This window comes from Comamonas sp. NyZ500, from assembly GCF_016772095.1.
In the GTDB taxonomy this organism is placed as follows: domain Bacteria; phylum Pseudomonadota; class Gammaproteobacteria; order Burkholderiales; family Burkholderiaceae_C; genus Comamonas; species Comamonas thiooxydans.
Map to the genome: position 1 here is coordinate 84341 of NZ_JAEIJE010000003.1, position 17762 is coordinate 102102.

General features: G+C 56.1%; 15 protein-coding genes. 4 read left to right on the forward strand and 11 right to left on the reverse strand.

The window, feature by feature from the left end; all coding sequences use genetic code 11:
- Positions 1-2 precede the first annotated feature (2 nt).
- The 4 genes from slmA to argB form a co-directional block, all read right to left on the reverse strand.
- Positions 3-698, reverse strand: coding sequence for a nucleoid occlusion factor SlmA (slmA, locus tag JAO85_RS06105; RefSeq protein WP_003081301.1), 696 nt, complete (start codon positions 696-698; stop codon positions 3-5).
- A 176-nt stretch (positions 699-874) separates the two neighbouring features.
- A complete protein-coding gene (locus tag JAO85_RS06110) occupies positions 875-2374 on the reverse strand; it encodes a sensor histidine kinase (protein WP_034354523.1) in 1500 nt (499 codons plus the stop codon).
- A 130-nt stretch (positions 2375-2504) separates the two neighbouring features.
- Positions 2505-3224, reverse strand: coding sequence for a response regulator transcription factor (locus JAO85_RS06115; RefSeq protein WP_003068054.1), 720 nt, complete (start codon positions 3222-3224; stop codon positions 2505-2507).
- Between the two features lie 157 nt (positions 3225-3381).
- The gene (argB, locus tag JAO85_RS06120) at positions 3382-4281 is read right to left on the reverse strand and encodes an acetylglutamate kinase (RefSeq protein WP_003068053.1); all 900 of its coding nucleotides are present in this window, start codon (positions 4279-4281) and stop codon (positions 3382-3384) included.
- Positions 4282-4422: 141 nt separating this feature from the next.
- Here argB and JAO85_RS06125 point away from each other — a divergent pair, with 141 nt between their 5' ends.
- On the forward strand, positions 4423-5538 hold the full coding sequence (locus JAO85_RS06125) for a glycosyltransferase (protein WP_202787695.1): 1116 nt from the start codon (positions 4423-4425) through the stop codon (positions 5536-5538).
- Here JAO85_RS06125 and JAO85_RS06130 read toward each other — a convergent pair.
- The 7 genes from JAO85_RS06130 to glyQ form a co-directional block, all read right to left on the reverse strand.
- On the reverse strand, positions 5535-6662 hold the full coding sequence (locus JAO85_RS06130) for a glycosyltransferase family 4 protein (RefSeq protein WP_202787696.1): 1128 nt from the start codon (positions 6660-6662) through the stop codon (positions 5535-5537). The two genes, JAO85_RS06125 and JAO85_RS06130, sit on opposite strands and share 4 nt — an antisense overlap.
- Positions 6659-7801 (reverse strand): glycosyltransferase, encoded by a 1143-nt coding sequence (locus JAO85_RS06135; protein WP_039050051.1) that lies wholly within the window; start codon positions 7799-7801, stop codon positions 6659-6661. Before JAO85_RS06135 ends, JAO85_RS06130 begins: the two co-directional genes overlap by 4 nt.
- Positions 7795-8784 (reverse strand): hypothetical protein, encoded by a 990-nt coding sequence (locus JAO85_RS06140; RefSeq protein WP_202787697.1) that lies wholly within the window; start codon positions 8782-8784, stop codon positions 7795-7797. Before JAO85_RS06140 ends, JAO85_RS06135 begins: the two co-directional genes overlap by 7 nt.
- Positions 8785-8797: 13 nt before the next feature.
- Positions 8798-9913 carry a glycosyltransferase gene (locus tag JAO85_RS06145; RefSeq protein WP_039050053.1) on the reverse strand — a complete coding sequence of 372 codons (1116 nt, stop codon included), beginning with the start codon at positions 9911-9913 and terminating at the stop codon, positions 8798-8800.
- Positions 9897-11327 (reverse strand): lipopolysaccharide biosynthesis protein, encoded by a 1431-nt coding sequence (locus tag JAO85_RS06150; protein WP_202787698.1) that lies wholly within the window; start codon positions 11325-11327, stop codon positions 9897-9899. Before JAO85_RS06150 ends, JAO85_RS06145 begins: the two co-directional genes overlap by 17 nt.
- Before the next feature lie 178 nt (positions 11328-11505).
- On the reverse strand, positions 11506-13620 hold the full coding sequence (gene glyS / locus JAO85_RS06155; RefSeq protein WP_202787699.1) for a glycine--tRNA ligase subunit beta: 2115 nt from the start codon (positions 13618-13620) through the stop codon (positions 11506-11508).
- 87 nt (positions 13621-13707) lie between these two features.
- Positions 13708-14646 (reverse strand): glycine--tRNA ligase subunit alpha, encoded by a 939-nt coding sequence (glyQ, locus tag JAO85_RS06160; RefSeq protein WP_003068041.1) that lies wholly within the window; start codon positions 14644-14646, stop codon positions 13708-13710.
- A 389-nt stretch (positions 14647-15035) separates the two neighbouring features.
- Here glyQ and JAO85_RS06165 point away from each other — a divergent pair, with 389 nt between their 5' ends.
- The 3 genes from JAO85_RS06165 to JAO85_RS06175 all read left to right on the forward strand — a co-directional run bounded on the left by JAO85_RS06165 (position 15036) and on the right by JAO85_RS06175 (position 17742).
- Positions 15036-16145, forward strand: a complete 1110-nt coding sequence (locus tag JAO85_RS06165) for an SPFH and helix-turn-helix domain-containing protein (RefSeq protein ID WP_012839909.1) — start codon at positions 15036-15038, stop codon at positions 16143-16145.
- Positions 16146-16175: 30 nt separating this feature from the next.
- On the forward strand, positions 16176-16559 hold the full coding sequence (locus JAO85_RS06170; RefSeq protein ID WP_054073841.1) for a VOC family protein: 384 nt from the start codon (positions 16176-16178) through the stop codon (positions 16557-16559).
- 88 nt (positions 16560-16647) lie between these two features.
- The gene (locus JAO85_RS06175) at positions 16648-17742 is read left to right on the forward strand and encodes a TFIIB-type zinc ribbon-containing protein (protein ID WP_202787700.1); all 1095 of its coding nucleotides are present in this window, start codon (positions 16648-16650) and stop codon (positions 17740-17742) included.
- Positions 17743-17762 lie beyond the last annotated feature (20 nt).

Below are 17762 nucleotides of genomic sequence, written 5' to 3' on the forward strand. Positions count from 1 at the left end.
ACTCAGACCACGACCATCATGGCCAGGCTGGCATCCAGGTGTTCGGTGGGCAGACGGCGGAAGCCCGAGCGGGCATAGCGCTGCAGACGTCCCAGCGCAAACGAGGTCAGCACACTGGCAGCAACCGATGCTTCGGCCGTCGGTGCAGCAGAGCCCATGGCGCCGGCGGCAGGGCGCAGGCATTGGCGCAAGGTGGACTCGATGCGGTCAAAGAACTGGTTCATGCGGGTCTGCAGACGCTCGTGCTCGAAAACGATGGCATCGCCGACCATCACGCGCACCATGCCGGGGTTTTTTTCGCCAAACTGCAGCAGCAATGCCACCACGCGGTTGGCATTGCGCACGCTCGTGACCGGATCATGCGCGGCCTCGGGCACATCGCGGCCCACAATCTGCTGCACCAGCGTGAAGACGGACTGCTCGATGAACTCGATCAGTCCCTCGAACATCTGGGCCTTGCTGGCGAAGTGACGGTACAGGGCCGCCTCGCTCACACTCAGGTGGGCAGCCAGAGCTGCCGTGGTGATACGGTCGGCACCGGGCTTTTCCAGCATGGAGGCCAATGCCTGCAGGATTTGCTCGCGGCGTTCGCCGGGCTTGGGGCGCTTGCGCGCAGGAGCCATGGCAGGAGCGGCAGGACTGTCCTCCGCGGGATTTTCAATATTGGAAACAGGCGACAGGACTTCAGACTCAGACATAGGCGACTCAGTATTTATTAGCAATTTTCTCACAGCCAGTTGCACTGTTAAGCACACGACTATCCTTACCGGTAGGTGTCAGGTGCGTCAAACCAACCTTAATACACAGCAGGCTTGCGGTCTCCACCCCGAACTTTCACCCCCGCTCTCACCAACACGCAAGCGTAACCGAGAAATTAACCTTTGAGAGCTTCAGATACCTCATGACTGCCTTCTGAAACTGATTGAACCGGAATTTCAAGTCTTACTAATAGGCCTTTACCGAAACTTCCATCTGAAAAACTCAGCACACCTTGATGCAATTGCGTTATTTCATCGGCAATTGCCAGGCCCAGACCGGTTCCCTCTTCAATCACTCCCTGGGCGCGATAGAAACGCTGGGTAATCTGGCTGCGCTCTTCCTCGGGTACGCCGGGCCCGTCATCATCAACCTCGACAAAAGCCCATTGCTGCACACCCGCCATCTGCAGCAAGGTGGCATCGTCCGTGCCCACGGGCCGGGGGCGCAGACCGCAGCGCAAGGTGACGCTGCCGCCCCTGGGCGTGTACTTGATGGCGTTTTCCACCAGGTTGGAAACCAGTTCGCGCAGCAACCAGCTATGGCCCCAGACCGATGCAGGCTCGACCTCGAGGCCAAAGTCCAGATGCTTGATCGAGGCACGATCGATAAAGGTCTCGAGCATGCTCTCGCAAAGTTCCTTGAGGTCCACCTCCTGCAACGGCTGCACCTCGGCATTGCGCGCATCGGCACGCGACAGGGCCAGCAGCTGACGCGCCAGCTGGGAGGTGCGCCGGGTTGCATCGCGCAGCTGCTCGATCTGCTCCACCGTGAGCACGACCTGCGCCTGCTCACCCGTACGCTTGGCCAGGCGCCTGGCCTCCTGCCCGCTCAGGGCCCAGGCCTCCACCTGGGTCTGCAAGGCCGCCAGCGGCGTGCGCAGCTGATGGGCTGCATCGGCGACGAAACGGCGCTGGCCTTCGGCCTGGGCATTGACCAGGGAGAACAGGCGATTGAGCGAGCGCACCAGCGGGCGGACCTCGGCTGGCGAGGTCTGCTCGTCGATCGGGCTCAGATCGCGCGGCGAGCGGCGCTCCACCGCCTGAGTCAGCTTGTGCAGCGGCTTGAAGGCCCGGCTCACCGACCAGTAAATGGCCACGGCCGCGCCCGCAATCAGCAGCAGATTGGGCAGCAGCACATGCATCAGCAACTGGCGCACCCATTGCTGGCGCACATCGCTGCTGTCGGCCAGCATGACGACCATCTCGCCGGCGCCATAGGTTTCGGCCTTGAGCACGGCAACGCGATAGGTCACACCGTCATGCTCCTGGCTATGGAATTCCGCCGTGCCGGTCGCCGGCACATCGAAGTTGATCCAGGTATCGCCTGCCACCACATTGCCCTGCAGATCGCCCACGGCATAGCCTGCTTCATCGCCCTGATTGCGCAGAAAGTCTTCGACGCTTGGCGTCAGCGACACCAGCGGCGGCGTGCCGTCCGCAATCGAGGGCGCGAGCACCGAATCGGCCAGGGCCGGCAGCAAGCGCAACAAACGCTGGTCATGCTGGGTGGAGGCCTCATCGGCGGCGCTGTAGCTGAACCAGCCACCCATGGCCGCCAACAGCATCAGCGGCACCAAAAGCAGAACCAGCAGCCGAAAACGCAGATTGGCGGTCATTAATGTTTATTGAATGAGAAATCGGAGTATTCAATTTTCATAGCTGCAAGCGCTTCATTAATAACCGATTCAGATATATAAATAACTGAATTCCATATCAATCAATCGCAGACAGCTATCAAATAGAGAATCAAACAGATTCAGGCATCAACTCCAGCCGATAACCGAAGCCCCGAATGGAGCGCAGGGCCACGCCATGCGGCTCCAGTTTGCTGCGCAGGCGGGACACATAAACTTCCACGGCATTTGGCGTGATTTCACGGTCCCAACCGGTCAGGGCCTGCAGCAGCTTTTCCTTGCTGGCGGGCTTGGGGGCATTGAGCAAAAGATACTCCAGCACCGTCCATTCACGTGGCCCCAGATCGATGGGCAGCAGCTTGCCTTCAGTTTCGCCTTCCTGCGGCAGCTGGCGTGCGCCGGCGCGGCGGCCCGCCGTATCCAGCTCGATACAGCCAAAGTTCAGGACAGCAGAAGTTGCTGCCTGGGAGCGGCGCATCAGCGCACGCAGGCGCGCCAGCAACTCGGGCAGCTCGAAGGGCTTGACCATATAGTCGTCGGCACCCCAGTCCAGGCCTTGCACCCGGTCCTGCAACGCATCGCGCGCCGTGAGGATCAACACCGGCATGGCCTTGCTTTCCACATCGCTGCTGCGCAGGCGACGCGTCAGCTCCAGGCCGTTGATGCCCGGCAGGCCGATATCGATCACCGCCACATCGAACGCTTCCTGGGCCAGCACTTCCAGTGCACGCTCGGCACTGCCCACCCAGTCCACCGCATAACCGGCATCGGAAAGACCCAGCTTGATACCGCTGGCCACCATCACATCATCTTCCACCAGAAGCAAACGCATAAAGTCCTACCTCGCTCAAAAACAAAAGCCGCCCAAAGGCGGCTTGCAGCGGAGTCCTGAGCGCGACTCCACCCGGGAAAGCCCTGCGGCGATGTTAACGCCATATGTGAAAAGTCACTCGAGAAGAGCAACCACATGTCAGGGCCAGACAGGCTCATCAATGGCTGCGAATCATCGTGCCATACGCCTGGTCCGTCAAAATTTCCAGCAGCATGGAATGCGGCACGCGTCCATCGATGATGTGCACCGCATTCACACCCGCCTTGGCAGCGTCCAGAGCGCCCGAAATCTTGGGCAGCATGCCGCCGGAAATCGTACCGTCGGCAAACAGCGCATCAATCTCGCGCGCCGTCAGATCCGTCAGCAGATTGCCGGCCTTGTCCAGAACGCCCGGAGTGTTGGTTAAAAGCACCAGCTTTTCAGCTTGCAACACTGTTGCGAGTTTGCTTGCAACCACGTCGGCGTTGATGTTGTAACTTTCGTTCTCCTCACCAAAACCGATAGGGCTGATCACTGGAATGAAAGCATCGTCCTGCAGCGCCTTCACCACACTGGGGTCGATGGCAACGATATCGCCCACCTGACCCACATCGTGCTCGATGCTCGGATCCTTGTTATCCAGCATCTTGAGCTTCTTGGCACGAATCAAGCCACCATCTCGCCCCGTCAGGCCCACGGCCTTGCCGCCGGCCTGATGGATCAGACCCACGATGTCCTGCTGCACCTCGCCGGCCAGCACCCACTCCACCACTTCCATGGTCTCTTCATCCGTGACGCGCATGCCCTGAATGAATTCACCCTTCTTGCCTAGACGACCCAGCGCCGCTTCAATCTGAGGCCCACCACCATGAACCACCACAGGGTTAATCCCCACCAGCTTGAGCAACACCACATCTTCCGCAAAGTCCGCCTGCAAGGCAGGATCGGTCATGGCATTGCCGCCATACTTGATGACCATGGTCTTGCCATGGAACTTGCGGATGTAGGGCAGCGCTTGCGCAAGGATTTCAGCTTTGTCGCGGGGGGCGATTTGGGTGGTGGGGTCAATGGTGGTCATAGATCAAGGCTCTGTCCCATGGGACAATGTTCAAGTCAGATGGGCTGCATTGTGCCGCAAATGCTCTTGGAGACGAGCAAGATGCCAACTTCCCCGAGTCAGCCTCCCACGATATAAAACAATTCCACGTCCACTCACTCCATGAATTCGATTATTTTCTCTGTTCAAGAGTTATTCAGGTACGACGCGTTCCTTGCAGGTTTTGCCTCCTTTATCACCTGCGTGTTACTGGTTACCACCAAAAAATGGCATGGCAGTCTGTCCATGGATACAACGGACGGCTTGCAAAAATTCCATACCAACCCCACACCTCGAATTGGCGGTATTGCGATTGCCATCGGAGTATTCGTAGGCTATGCAGTATCCAGCCACGGTATGGCAGCAGCAGAAAAACGCGCCATTCTCAGTGCCATACTGCTTGCAGGCATGCCAGCCTTTGTTTTCGGCCTCATGGAAGACATCACAAAAAAAGTCTCCGTCAAGGTGCGCCTGCTCGCCACCATGGCTTCCGGTGTGCTGGGCTGGGGTATTACAGGCACCTCTCTGACGCATGTGGATATTTGGGGGGTAGATTGGCTTTTGAGCTTTACACTTATCTCCGTCATATTTACCGCCTTTGCCGTCGGCGGCGTTGCCAACGCCATTAATATCATCGACGGCTTCAATGGCCTAACGGCAGGTACAGCCATTATCATGCTTGCTGCCTTTGGATTTATCGCACGCCAAGTGGGAGATATCCCACTGGCCTTCACCTGCCTCATTATTGCAGGTGCCGTCATGGGATTTTTTTTAGTGAATTGGCCGGCAGGAAAAATATTCCTGGGTGACGGCGGTGCCTATTTTCTGGGGTTCATGCTGGCATGGATTTCAGTTCTCCTACCCGAGCGCAACACCTCTGTTTCACCCTGGACCAGTCTGTTGATCTGCTCCTACCCGATTATTGAGGTCGGATTCAGTTTTGTCAGAAAGACGATTCGAGAAGGCTACCACCCCAGCCAGCCGGATGGCGTGCATCTGCATATGCTGGCCAACAAGCGCTGGGCCAAGAAAGCATTCTCCAGCTTTTCCAAACCTATCCAGAATGGCTTGACTTCACCCTTCCTCTGGATGTATGCGGCCGTGCCCTGCCTGATGGCGGTATTAACCTACCAAAACAAATGGCTGACGGCCAGTTGCTTTTTCATTAGCGTTATTTGCTATCTGGCGTTCTACAGCAAGCTGGCCTATTTCCGCTGGATTCCGCCTCGTCGCAATTAATCAAGCAACATCTGGATAAGCCGGGCATTGACCTTTTCGGCGTCGAACCGCTGCTCTGCAAGACGCCGACTTTCCTCACCCATTCTTGCGACCAGAGCAGGATCGCGGACAAGGCAAAGCATTTTCTGCGCCAGAGCCTCGGCATCCCAACGCGGAACCAGATAGCCGTTGACACCATCGACAACGGTTTCGCGGCAGCCCGGCACATCGGTGGTAATTACTGCACGCCCAACAGCCATGGCCTCCTGAGTGCTGCAGGGAACGCCTTCACGATAGGAGGGCAGTACAAAAATGCTGGCATCTGTCAGCCACTGTATTACGCTGCTCACATGGCCCGGATATTCGACGACGCCGGATGCAATCAAATCGTCCAGCTCCAGGCGTGAAAGCCCACCCGGATTTTCCTCGTCCAGACCGCCCAGCACCACAAAGCGGGCCTCTGGATGCAGTCTCTTCACCTTTCTGGCGGCTGCCACATATTCGTTGATACCCTTTTCCGCCAAAAGCCTGCCTACAAAGATGAAGCTTGGCGATTTTTGGGAGTCCAACGGTATATATGGATACTTTTCCAGATCCACTCCGATACCGCCCAAAATGCTGACATTCTTTGCCTTTAGGCCGTTGCGACTCAACAGGTCTGCGGAGTCATCTGGATTCAGGAAAATCAGGCGATCCAGTCCGGGGAGAGCCAGGCCATAAAGAAATACCTGTACCCAGCGCAGGATTCTCTGCTTGCGCTTCAGCCCGGTCGGTAGATCGGTGAATACATATCCCAGACCCTCAAGCATGCCGATATTGCAAGGAACCGCAGCCATTCGGGCAGCAATGGAGCCGAAGATCACCGGCTTGACAAAATAGGACAGCACCACATCGGGGGCGATCTTCTTCAGTTGCCTAAACAGCTTCCAGGTATCAACGAGATCCCTGATTGGATTGAGTCCTGCTCTGTTGAGAGAGTAGTCCACAGGTATGGCTCCAAGAGCCACAATTTTTTCTCGGGAGACATCGTCATAGTCCACACAGAACACATATACCGTGTGATTTCTCGCCACCAACTCCTTGATCAGGGATGTCCGGAAGTTGAAAACACTGGCAGAAACCGTACCAAGCAAGACCAATTTCACACGCGTCCTTCCCATGCATCCCGATAGGATGCCAGCATACGATCCAGCCCAAAGCTGTTTGATACATGAGCTCTGGCGGCAGCCTGTCTCAGAAGCCAGGCTTCAGCCTGCGCCATGGCCGACACAGCATCCTGAATGCCTGCAGCCAGAGCCTGCGGATTGCCCGGCGGCACCACCCAGCCCGTATCGCCTACCATCAACGCGGCATCACCGACATCCGTGGTCACACAAGGAGTCTCGCATGCCATGGCTTCGGCAATCACATTTGGGAAAGCCTCGGCTGAACTGGAAAGCACATGCAGATCCAGCGCACTCATCACGGCAGGAATATCGCTTCGCTGGCCCAGCAGGTGCACATGCTCTTGCAAGCCATTGAGCAGAAGCTTGCTTGTGATCTCTTGATTGGCGGCATCCATGCCGCTCCCTACCAGCACACATCGAAACTCTAGGCCCTGACTCCTCAAAAGAGCCAATGCCTTGATCAGATTGTCGTGATCCTTTTGCGGGTCAAAGCGACTCACCATCCCCAGCAAAGGCATGTTTTCAGGAATACCCCACTCCTGCCTCAAAAGTTTGGCGCCTGCAGGGTTCGGCGAAAATTTCTGAAGATCGTAGCCATTAGGTATGACCTTCATCTTCCTCGAAGAGAATCCTATCTCTTCGTGAATTAGCCGTGATTTTTCAGCGCAGCAGACAATGACTTCGGGAATCCAATGGGACAACATTGCATTGATCTTGGCAATCCATCGGGTCGACGCCTTGGTCTTTCCCTTTTCCAGAATACTGTGATGAATCCCCCAGACTATATTCTTGATGCCAGAAGTTCTAGCGACCAATCCACCCACCAGATCGCCATGATACATCCAGGTCTGAACAGCCATATCAGTTCCGGCATGCACCTTCTTTTCATTTCGCAATAGTTGCCACAGAAGCTTCAATCCACCCGGAGTCAAACTTCCGGCTGGCATATTCAAGCACTCTACCTCGACACCAGCTTCCTTTAGCAAAACCCCATATTTACCCCCATTCATTAAAGAAATTACCTTGTGGCAGTTTTCTTTATCAGAAGTGGACAGGCGATATAGAACAGCTTCTGCCCCACCATCTCCAAGACCAGTAATTATGTGAATAATTAGCATTTTATAGAACTCTTAACCAAAAAAAACCACTGAAGAGTTATATAAATAATAAACATCGAGACCATGCATATCTTCCACCAGCGCTCAAAATCAAATATTGTCAAAATAAAAATAGGCAACGCGGCTGCAAGAAATCTGGTGGAATATCCACCGTGCAAAACGTTGAATGTAACTATAGACAGAACAACATAGCTGTACTTACCAAAGAAAGACTTCATCATTTCTTTATAATTGAATATCATTGCAAAAAGCATCAACATCCAAAAAAGCGAGTATTGAAACGAGCTTCTCATATCAGGATATTCAGCTCTTCTATCACCCAAAACAATGAGTATCCACTCTCTCAATGGTCCCAAAGCAATAGAAATCAATGCACCAAACATCAATATAAAAATCAAGTAGATCGATTTTCCCAATTTAAATTTTCGGGAAAATTCATCCATAAATACGATAAATATATAAATAGATAGAAAAATAATAGATGCAGTATGAACCAGCATGGCCACAAGCACCACTCCGATAGCAATATATCTATACCTATCCTTCAAGAAAAATGCCAAAATTAGAATAGAAACAGCTAAAGCAGATCTCAGTTGCGAAAATGAAAAATCAACAATCAATGGATTGACGAGAAATATCAGCATCCATGGCTTTCCATATTTCAATACTAGCATAGCCGGCATGAGCAATGAAAAGAAAGAAACACAAAAGAAAATTACCTCAAGGTCAACCCCATTATTAATCAACGAAATAACAGAATAATGCCACAAAAATTCATTAATAAAATAATCCTTGATCCCTGAAAATCTCACATAACTAAAGATACTTTCTTCAAATAAAAAATAATGCGAATAAACACTTCTATCCTCATACGGAAATTGATATATTGATTCATATATAGAAACCCATGGGACAGCACACATGAATAGCATGAACAAAGCCAACGCCAGGAAACCGCCAAAACTCTTCCCAGTATTATTCATATGTAAATATCCATCAGGATGACAATATTTTGATGTATTGCATGTACTTCATCACAGACTTCTTAACACTGAAATCCTGTGCCCTTGCAAGACCGGGGTGGCGATCAGCATCTAAAATCGACGCATCCATGGCCTCTGCCAAGGCCGCGCCATCGCCCACAGCAACCAGTCGACCCCATTTTCCATTTTCAAGGATCTCTGCCGGCCCACTGGGACAGTCCGTGCTGACGACAGGAGCGCCACATGCCATGGCTTCAATCAATACCGTCGGAAGCCCCTCCCAGCGCGAGGACATAACGAAAAGATCTGCCGACGCCATCCACGCATAAGGATTACTCACGAATCCAGGTAGAGCCACATCCTCCCCCAACTCATACTGAGCGATCTTTTGCTCAAGCATGCCACGCTCTTCACCCTCTCCCAAAATAAGCAGCTTGGCCGGCCGTTTCTTTCTCAGAATGGAGAATGCCTTCAGCAAAGTTGAAAAATCCTTAGCTGCAGCCAAACGGCCTGTTGCCAAGATAAAAGGGATTCCCTGAACCCTGGGCCATGGCCACTGCACTTCTTGAGCCGACAGCAGGCTCAATTGCTCGGTCACAACAGGGTTATATGCCACAGCAATCTTGGAACGTTTGATATTCAGCTTGTTCGCCAGATCATCGGCCACACCTTGGGATACCGCCAATATCTGGTCTGCCCAAGGATAGGTCAACTTCATCAACCAAGGCAAGATACGCCCCATCCCGCGAAAATCTCCTTGGCTTGCTACAGATAATGTATTGTGCTCAGTGATGATCAATTTCGTTGAAACACCGGACAATCTCCTTGCAACCAGATTTACTACATTGGCATAATCCAATGCAGAAATCATAACTCGAGGCCTGCTTTTCTTCAGATATCTCACCATTTCTGGCAATGCAGCCAAAGTGCGAGATTTTTTAAAATCTATCAGGTTTACCTTTTCCGACAATGCAGACGCATGAGCCCCTTGTCTCGTATTTACAACAAGCAAGTCTACATCTAATCCCTCTTCGATCAGTCCATTTGCCAGCAGAACCATGACACGCTCTGCACCGCCTCCGCCCAACGAGGGGACGAAGAGAGCAACTCTCTCATATTTCTCTTGCATTCATAAATCTCCGCTGCAAATAATCCCTGCCACCCATAAAATTCCCCCCCAGCAATATCAATATATAGACTAATCCACCAGATATTGCTGATATCCAGAAAACATATCCTGAAGTATTCTTCGCACCCCATAAGATGGCGAAAAAGCACAAGGCAGCGAATAATATTTTTACTGTTTCCCTGTTCAAAAAAGGAATTTTTATAAATTTTCGTCCCAAGTACATGCTCAGCCCTAAAGTGATGACATAGGCCATCAAGGTGGCATAGGCAGACCCCATTACTCCAAAAATAGGAATCCACCAATAATTCAAGGCGATATTGACTATCGCTGCGATGGCTACAATCACCACCTGATATTTGGTGCGCGCCTTGATCTGAAAAGCCAGATCAAAATGATATGCGCGTATCCCAGCCAAAACAGCGGCAGCGGCAATCCATGGAGCGATCGCACGCCCCACATCCCTGAAGGCGCTGCCCAGCACCAACTCGCTCCATTGAGGTGCGAGCATGCCTAGCGCACACGCCAATGGCAAGGAAACTGCCAGCAACAGCGGACCATTGCGAGCCAACTGAGTCTGGGCTCCTGCATCGCCCTGCTTTGCATACGCATTGAGCGTGAGGGGATAGACAGCCAGATTGATGACCACCATCGCCAAAGTAATCAACTGCCAGATGAAATCAAAGCCAGCTGCATAGCTACCCGCATCCGACTCGCTCAGCAGGCTGCCAATCATCAATCTGTCAGTGCCGGCAATCACCATGGCCAAGGCAAAGGTCAAAGTGAGTGGAAGCCCGTAATGAAGATAAGAAACCACATCCAGGCGCGATCCCGCATGAATATTCATCTTGCCACGCGTGGACTGCATTCCAAAGGTCAAGGCTGCAGCGCAGGATCCCAGAGCAAGCCCGGTCAAGGGGCCGTAATAAACACCCCCCATCATGACCATCGCCACACCCACACTCAGGCTGAGCATGGAACGTGTGAAAGCCATTGCACCATAGCGCAGGGGTTCCAGCTTCACGCGCGCTATTTCCGCCGTAAGGTCGAACCAAGCCTGCGCCACCGCCAAGGCGACCACCAAAGCCAGAACCGGCCATGACTTCAGTGAAGGAAGGAATTCGTAGATTACCGGAGCCGCGACAATCAAAGGCAGGGCCGAAATTAAAAAGCAATAGAAAATCGTTCTAAGGAACTTATCTTCCTGATGAATATTTTCTGCATAGAATCTCAAAAGAGATAGCTGCACCCATTGAAAACAGACCAATGCCAGAAAGGTGGATGTAATCAGCGCAATGGAGTAGACGCCATAATCATGAGGCGAAAGGATTCGCGTGTAAATGGCAATTGCGGAAAAGTTGATTATTCCCGGAACTGCCTTCGAGAGAAAATACTGAAATATTTGTTTTGCTATCAATTTCAGCCTTTATATTCAATTCAGCCTGTGAAGACCTTATTGCTCCTGCCATTTTTCAATGAATCTATTATTTTTCGCAGCACTCGCTAACAACAACCTTATGAACTTTCATTTCATAAAATAAAAAGGAGATGCCCCATTATCGGCATCTCCTCGTTGATAGCTCAAAAAGCCACGTTCAAACAGCTAGCCTCGCCAAATCCGCCACCCGATTCATGGCCTCATGGAGCAAAGCCAGCAAGCCCAGTCTGTTTGCCTTGAGAGCCGGATCTTCGGCATTGACCATGACTTGCTCGAAGAACGCATCGACCGAGGCACGCAATGCTGCCAGGGTTTGCAGGCTGGCGGTGTAATCACCTGCTGCAAACTGTTGCTGGGCTTTGGGCGCCACCTGCTGCAGCACCGCATACAGATCTTTTTCGGCTTGCTCTGCCAGCAGTACCTCATTCACATGGGGCTGAACGTCGGTTTCGGCCTTCTTCAGGATATTGCCCACACGCTTGTTGGCCGCGGCCAGGGCCGCTGCTTCGGGCAGGGTCGCAAAAGCTCGCACGGCTTCCAGGCGCTTTTGCACGTCGGACAGGCGCTGGGGCTGCAGGGCCAGCACGGCCTCCACTTCCTGGGCGCTGTAGCCTTGTTCGCGGAACATATTGGCCAGACGGTCGTAGATGAATTCGACCAGCTGGGGCGTGGCGTCCTGGATCTTGTCGCCAAAGGCGGGCAAGGTGCTGACCAGCAGGGTTTCCAGATCCAGCTCCAGATCCTTTTCGACCAGCATGCGGATCACGCCCAGCGCATGGCGGCGCAGGGCGAAGGGATCGCGGTCGCCGGTGGGCAGGTTGCCGATGCCGAACATGCCGACCAGGGTTTCGAGCTTGTCGGCCAGGGCCACGATCACGCCTACATCGCCGCGCGGCAGTTCGTCGCCGGCAAAGCGGGGCTTGTAGTGGTCTTCGATGGCATCGGCCACGGCCACATCCAGGCCGTCGTTCTGGGCATAGTAGCGGCCCATGATGCCTTGCAGCTCGGGAAACTCGCCCACCATGTCGGTGACCAGATCGGTCTTGGCCAGCATGGCAGCCTGATCGGCCAGACGGCCCAGCTCGGAGTTGCCCAGCTGCTGGGCAATGCTCTTGGCGATGGCGCGTACGCGCGCGATGCGCTCGCCCTGGGTGCCCAGCTTGTTGTGATAGACCACCTTGTCCAGTTGCTCTACGCGGCTGGCCAGGGTCTTCTTGCGGTCCTGGTCGAAGAAGAACTTGGCGTCGGCCAGACGGGGGCGCACCACACGTTCGTTGCCGCCGACCACGGCCGACGCGTCCTGGGGCTGGATGTTGCTGACGATCAGGAATTGATGAGTCAGCTTGCCATTGGCGTCCAGCAGCGGGAAGTACTTCTGGTTGGCCTTCATGGTCAGGATCAGGCATTCCTGGGGCACGGCCAGGAATTCCTTCTCGAATTCGCAGACCAGCACATTGGGGCGCTCGACCAGGGCCGTAACCTCGTCCAGCAGGGCCGGGGCGTCGATGGGGCGCACGTCGCCGCCAATGCGTTCGGCAGCCGCCTGCAGTTGGCGGGCGATATCGGCACGGCGCTCGGTAAAGCTGGCGATCACGGCGCCCTCTTCACGCAGTTGCTCGGCATAGCTGTCGGCGTTCTGGATGACCACGGGGTCCACAGCGGCTTCAAAGCGGTGACCATGCGTGGCAGCGCCGGCGGTCAGGCCCAGGGCCTTCACGCCGATCAGCACCTGGGTGCCATGCATCACGACCAGGCCGTGGGCCGGGCGCACAAAGTGCACGCTGGTCCAGCCGTCCTGCAACTGGTAGCGCATGACCTTGGGGATGGGCAACTTGGCCAGGGCTTCGTCCAGCGCCTTTTGCACGCCATCGGTCAGCAGCACGCCCTTGGCCGTGGATTCGTAGAACAGGGCTTCGGCCTTGCCTTCGCCCTGGCGCTTCAGAGCGGTCACTGCGGATTCGTCGGCCCCCAGGGCCGCCAGTTTCTTGAGCAGTGCCGCCGTGGGCTTGCCTTCGGCATCCAGCGCCACGGAGACAGGCATCAGCTTTTGCGAGACAGCCTTGTCTTCGGCCTGGGGCAGCACTTCGGTGATGTGCACGGCCAGACGGCGGGGCGACGCGTAGGCCGTCAGGCGCGACTCGGTCGATGCCAGCAGTCCCTGGGCCTTGAGCTGCTCGAAGATGACAGCGGCAAAAGCATCGCCGAGCTTTTGCAGTGCCTTGGGCGGCAGCTCTTCGACAAACAGTTCAACCAGTAGATTCGATGCGTTCATGATGATCTTGATAGCCGCCAGCGCTTGCTAGATCCAGGCTGGCCGCTGAAATTTTGGGATATGGGTCGAAATGAAGCCTGAAGCCGCTTATGCGGCTTTCTTGGCTGCCTGCTCTGCGGCCTTGGCCAGCTCGGCCAGCACCTCGTCGGCATGGGCCTTGGGCGCCATGGGGAAGCCCAGGCGCGCGCGGCTGTCCAGATAGCTCTTGCCCACGGCGCGGGCCAGGTTGCGGATGCGGCCGATATAGGCAGCGCGCTCGGTCACCGAGATGGCGCCACGGGCGTCCAGCAGGTTGAAGGTGTGAGCGGCCTTGAGCACCTGCTCATAGGCGGGCAACGCCAGCTGGGCGTCGATCAGCTGATTGGCCGTACCTTCATGAGCTGCAAAGGCGCTGAACAGGAACTCGGCATTCGAATGCTCGAAGTTGTAGGTGGACTGCTCCACCTCGTTCTGGTGGAACACGTCGCCGTAGGACAGGCCGTCGGTATAGACCAGGTCGTACACCGATTCCTTGCCCTGCAGATACATGGCCAGACGTTCCAGACCGTAGGTGATTTCGCCGGTGGCAGGCTTGCAGTCGATGCCGGCGACCTGCTGGAAATAGGTGAACTGGGTCACTTCCATGCCGTTGAGCCAGACTTCCCAGCCCAGGCCCCAGGCGCCCAGCGTGGGGTTTTCCCAGTCGTCCTCGACAAAGCGGATGTCGTTCTTCTTCAGATCGAAGCCCAGGGCTTCGAGCGAGCCCAGGTAGAGCTCGAGGATGTTGTCGGGCGCAGGCTTCAGAACAACCTGGAACTGGTAGTAGTGCTGCAGGCGGTTGGGGTTCTCGCCATAGCGGCCGTCCTTGGGACGACGGCTGGGCTGCACATAGGCTGCCTTCCAGGGCTCGGGACCGATGGCGCGCAGAAAGGTCGCGGTGTGCGAGGTACCGGCGCCGACTTCCATGTCATAGGGCTGGAGCAATGCACAGCCCTGTTCGGCCCAGTAGGACTGCAGTTTCAGAATGATTTGTTGGAAGGTCAGCATGACTTGTATACGTTCGCGCGTCTGCAATCACTGGCGATTGCGGGCGGCATCTTCATTAAGAGGTGTTCTGGGCGGTATCGACCGCATAAGCGGTAGATTCTAAGTCTGTGCCACTGATCACGGGCGTAGTCTGTCTGCGCGGCCCCACAGCGGGCATTTTCACGAAACGGCCCAGCCGGTGATTTCAAAATGTGAAAAGCAAAACGCTAGCACTTACCACCCATGAATAGACAGTTGCAGCATCAATCGCCCATGAAACCATTGGATAGCTAGCGTAGTGCGCTCACTTTTTAACAATTTCCGCGCAACTGCCATGCATCCCGGAATCGGCTGCCGCGGTTTGCCTCCTAGAATGATTCCTTTCCCGTCATCCTCATTCGGAGCACGTCATGGATTTCATGAAAATCATCACCAAGCAACTGATCGAAATCATCGAATGGACCGATGATTCGCGCGACACGCTGTCGTATCGCTGGCCCGATGAAGACAAGGAAATCAAGAACGGCGCCCAGCTCATCGTGCGTGAGTCGCAGCAGGTGCAGTTCGTCTCCGAAGGCCAGTTCGCAGACCTGTTCAACCCGGGCCGCTATCTGCTGACCACGCAGAACATCCCGGTTCTGTCCACGCTGCGCGGCTGGAAGTACGGCTTCAACTCCCCCTTCAAGTGCGATGTCTACTACATCAACACGCGCTTGTTCACGGGCAACAAATGGGGCACGTCCAACCCCATCATGATGCGCGACAAGGACTTTGGCGTGATCCGCCTGCGCGCCTTCGGTACCTATGACTTCCGCATCACCAACGCCGCCCTGTTCCTCAAGGAAGTGGCGGGCACGGACCAGAACTTCCGCATCGACGAGTTTGCCGACACCATGCGCTCGCGCATCGTCAGCATCTTCTCCGAGGCCCTGGCCAAGGCCCAGGTGCCGGCACTCGATGTGGCCCAGCGCTACAGCGAGCTGGGCGACGCGCTGCTGCAGCTCATCAACCCGGCCGTCAGCGAGAAATACGGCCTGGAAATCACCAGCTTCCTGCTGGAGAACGTTTCCGTGCCGCCCGAAGTGGAGCAGGCCATCGACAAGCGCTCCAGCATGGGCGCCATCGGCAACCTCAACGACTATGTGAAGTACCAGATGGGCCAGGCCATGGCCAATGGCGGCGAAGGCGCTGCGGCGGCCACCATTCCGGCCACCATGGCCATGGGCTTCGGCATGGCTCAGGAAATGATGAAGGGCATGCAAGGCGGTGGCGCTGCAGGCGCCCCGGCCGCTGCTGTGGCAGACCCCTTCTCGCCGGCCGCGGCGCAAGCCGCACAGACGCCTGCCGCCCCGGCCGCCGCCGGTCTGCAGGTGCTGACTCCCGCCCAGGCTGCCCAGGTGCTGGGCGTGGCCGAGGCCGATGTGCTGGCCGAAATCCAGGCCGGCAACCTCAAGGCCCGCCAGATCGGCAGCCAGTGGCGCATCGCCCAGGCTGCGCTGGACGAGTTCCTGCGCGGCTGATCCGCAATCCATGGCATCGGGGTGCACGTCATGAATGAACACAAACCGGTTTTCATCAGCACCACTCCGGTGCTGGCATCGCTGGACATGGCGCGCACCGTGGCTTTCTACGCCCGCGTGCTGGGCGCCAGAACCGTCCACGCCCAGCCCGGCGAGTACGCCATCGTCTCGCTGGGCGGCCTGGAGCTGCATTTCTGGGCCTGCCAGGACCCGGAGATTCCCAGGCAGACCAGCTGCCGCATTCAGGTGGCGGGAATTGCCGCCCTTCATGCGCAATGCCTGGCCGAGAATGCGGTTCACCCCAATGGCGGTCTGCGCCAGCAGCCCTGGGGCACCCAGGAATTCAGTCTTCTCGACGAGGATGGCAACTGCGTGACCTTCTACGAAACCCATCCCGCCGCTGTTGCCGCCTGAACCCGTTTTTGCCGTGGCCACACCCGCTTCCTCTTCTCGCTCTTCCGGTTCTTCATTCACCCCTGTCTCCCAGACGGCGCCCCCTTCCATGGTGGGCAAGCATGTCTGCCCCGAATGCGGCGGCAATCTGGAGTGGAATGCCAAGGCCCAGTCGCTCAGATGTCCATACTGCGGCACCGTCGTTCCCTGGAGCGAGCAGACGCAGCCCGAGCTGGGACGCGCCGTCGTGGAGCAGGATCTGGCCGATGCCTTGCGCAACCCGGCCAGCGGTCGCGGCTGGGGATCGGACGAGCGCTATGAGGTGCAGTGCCAGAACTGCCGCGCCATCTCGGTGTTTCTCGGCAAGAACGTGGCCCAGCGCTGCGACTTCTGCGGCTCGCCGGCCATCGTCGCCCATGAGGAGCGCAGCGACGCCATCACGCCGCAGAGCATCCTGCCGTTCAAGATCAGCGACGGACAGATTCGCGACAAGATCCGCCAGTGGTATGGCAGCCGCTGGTTTGCGCCCAGCAAGCTCAAGAGCGCCGCGCTGACGGACACGCTGCACGGCGTCTATCTGCCCTACTGGACCTTTGACGCCCATGCCAGCGCGCAGTGGTGGGCAGAGGCCGGCTATTACTACTACACCACCGAGTCCTATCGCGACGGCAACGGCAATCTGCAGACCCGCCAGGTCCAGCATGTGCGCTGGGAGCCGGCATCGGGCAGCTTGCAGCATTTCTTCGACGATGAGCTGGTGCCGGGCACCGTGGGCGTGCACGCCCATCTGCTGCGCCAGGTGGAGCCCTTCCCGACCACCACCGACCTCAAGCCCTACAGCCCGGAGTTCGTGCGCGGCTGGACGGTGGAGCGCTACCAGGTGGACCTCTCCAAGGCCGCCAGGATCAACGAGGAAGACATGGACAGCCAGCTGCGCAGCATGTGCTCGCGCGAGGTGCCGGGAGACACTCAGCGCAATCTGCAGGTCCAGCGCCAATACTCGGGCCGCAGCTTCAAGCACACGCTGGTGCCGGTCTGGCTGGTCGGCTACACCTATGGCAGCAAGACCTACCAGATCGTGGCCAATGGCTATACCGGCCAGATTGCGGGCGAGCGGCCTTACAGCTGGGTCAAGATCCTGTTGGCCGTACTGGCCGCCATCCTGCTCGTCATGCTGATTGCGCCGCTGTTTGTGCAGCAGTGAAGCTCATTTTTTGATAGCTA

Excerpts from the sequence above, each read along its gene's own strand:
- JAO85_RS06140 (WP_202787697.1), bottom strand. The coding sequence starts at position 8,784 with ATGAATAATACTGGGAAGAGTTTTGGCGGTTTCCTGGCGTTGGCTTTG.
- JAO85_RS06165 (WP_012839909.1), top strand. The coding sequence starts at position 15,036 with ATGGATTTCATGAAAATCATCACCAAGCAACTGATCGAAATCATCGAA.
- glyS (WP_202787699.1), bottom strand. The coding sequence starts at position 13,620 with ATGAACGCATCGAATCTACTGGTTGAACTGTTTGTCGAAGAGCTGCCG.
- glyQ (WP_003068041.1), bottom strand. The coding sequence starts at position 14,646 with ATGCTGACCTTCCAACAAATCATTCTGAAACTGCAGTCCTACTGGGCC.
- JAO85_RS06115 (WP_003068054.1), bottom strand. The coding sequence starts at position 3,224 with ATGCGTTTGCTTCTGGTGGAAGATGATGTGATGGTGGCCAGCGGTATC.
- JAO85_RS06175 (WP_202787700.1), top strand. The coding sequence starts at position 16,648 with ATGGTGGGCAAGCATGTCTGCCCCGAATGCGGCGGCAATCTGGAGTGG.
- argB (WP_003068053.1), bottom strand. The coding sequence starts at position 4,281 with ATGACCACCATTGACCCCACCACCCAAATCGCCCCCCGCGACAAAGCT.
- JAO85_RS06145 (WP_039050053.1), bottom strand. The coding sequence starts at position 9,913 with ATGCAAGAGAAATATGAGAGAGTTGCTCTCTTCGTCCCCTCGTTGGGC.
- JAO85_RS06110 (WP_034354523.1), bottom strand. The coding sequence starts at position 2,374 with ATGACCGCCAATCTGCGTTTTCGGCTGCTGGTTCTGCTTTTGGTGCCG.
- JAO85_RS06170 (WP_054073841.1), top strand. The coding sequence starts at position 16,176 with ATGAATGAACACAAACCGGTTTTCATCAGCACCACTCCGGTGCTGGCA.
- JAO85_RS06125 (WP_202787695.1), top strand. The coding sequence starts at position 4,423 with ATGAATTCGATTATTTTCTCTGTTCAAGAGTTATTCAGGTACGACGCG.
- slmA (WP_003081301.1), bottom strand. The coding sequence starts at position 698 with ATGTCTGAGTCTGAAGTCCTGTCGCCTGTTTCCAATATTGAAAATCCC.
- JAO85_RS06135 (WP_039050051.1), bottom strand. The coding sequence starts at position 7,801 with ATGCTAATTATTCACATAATTACTGGTCTTGGAGATGGTGGGGCAGAA.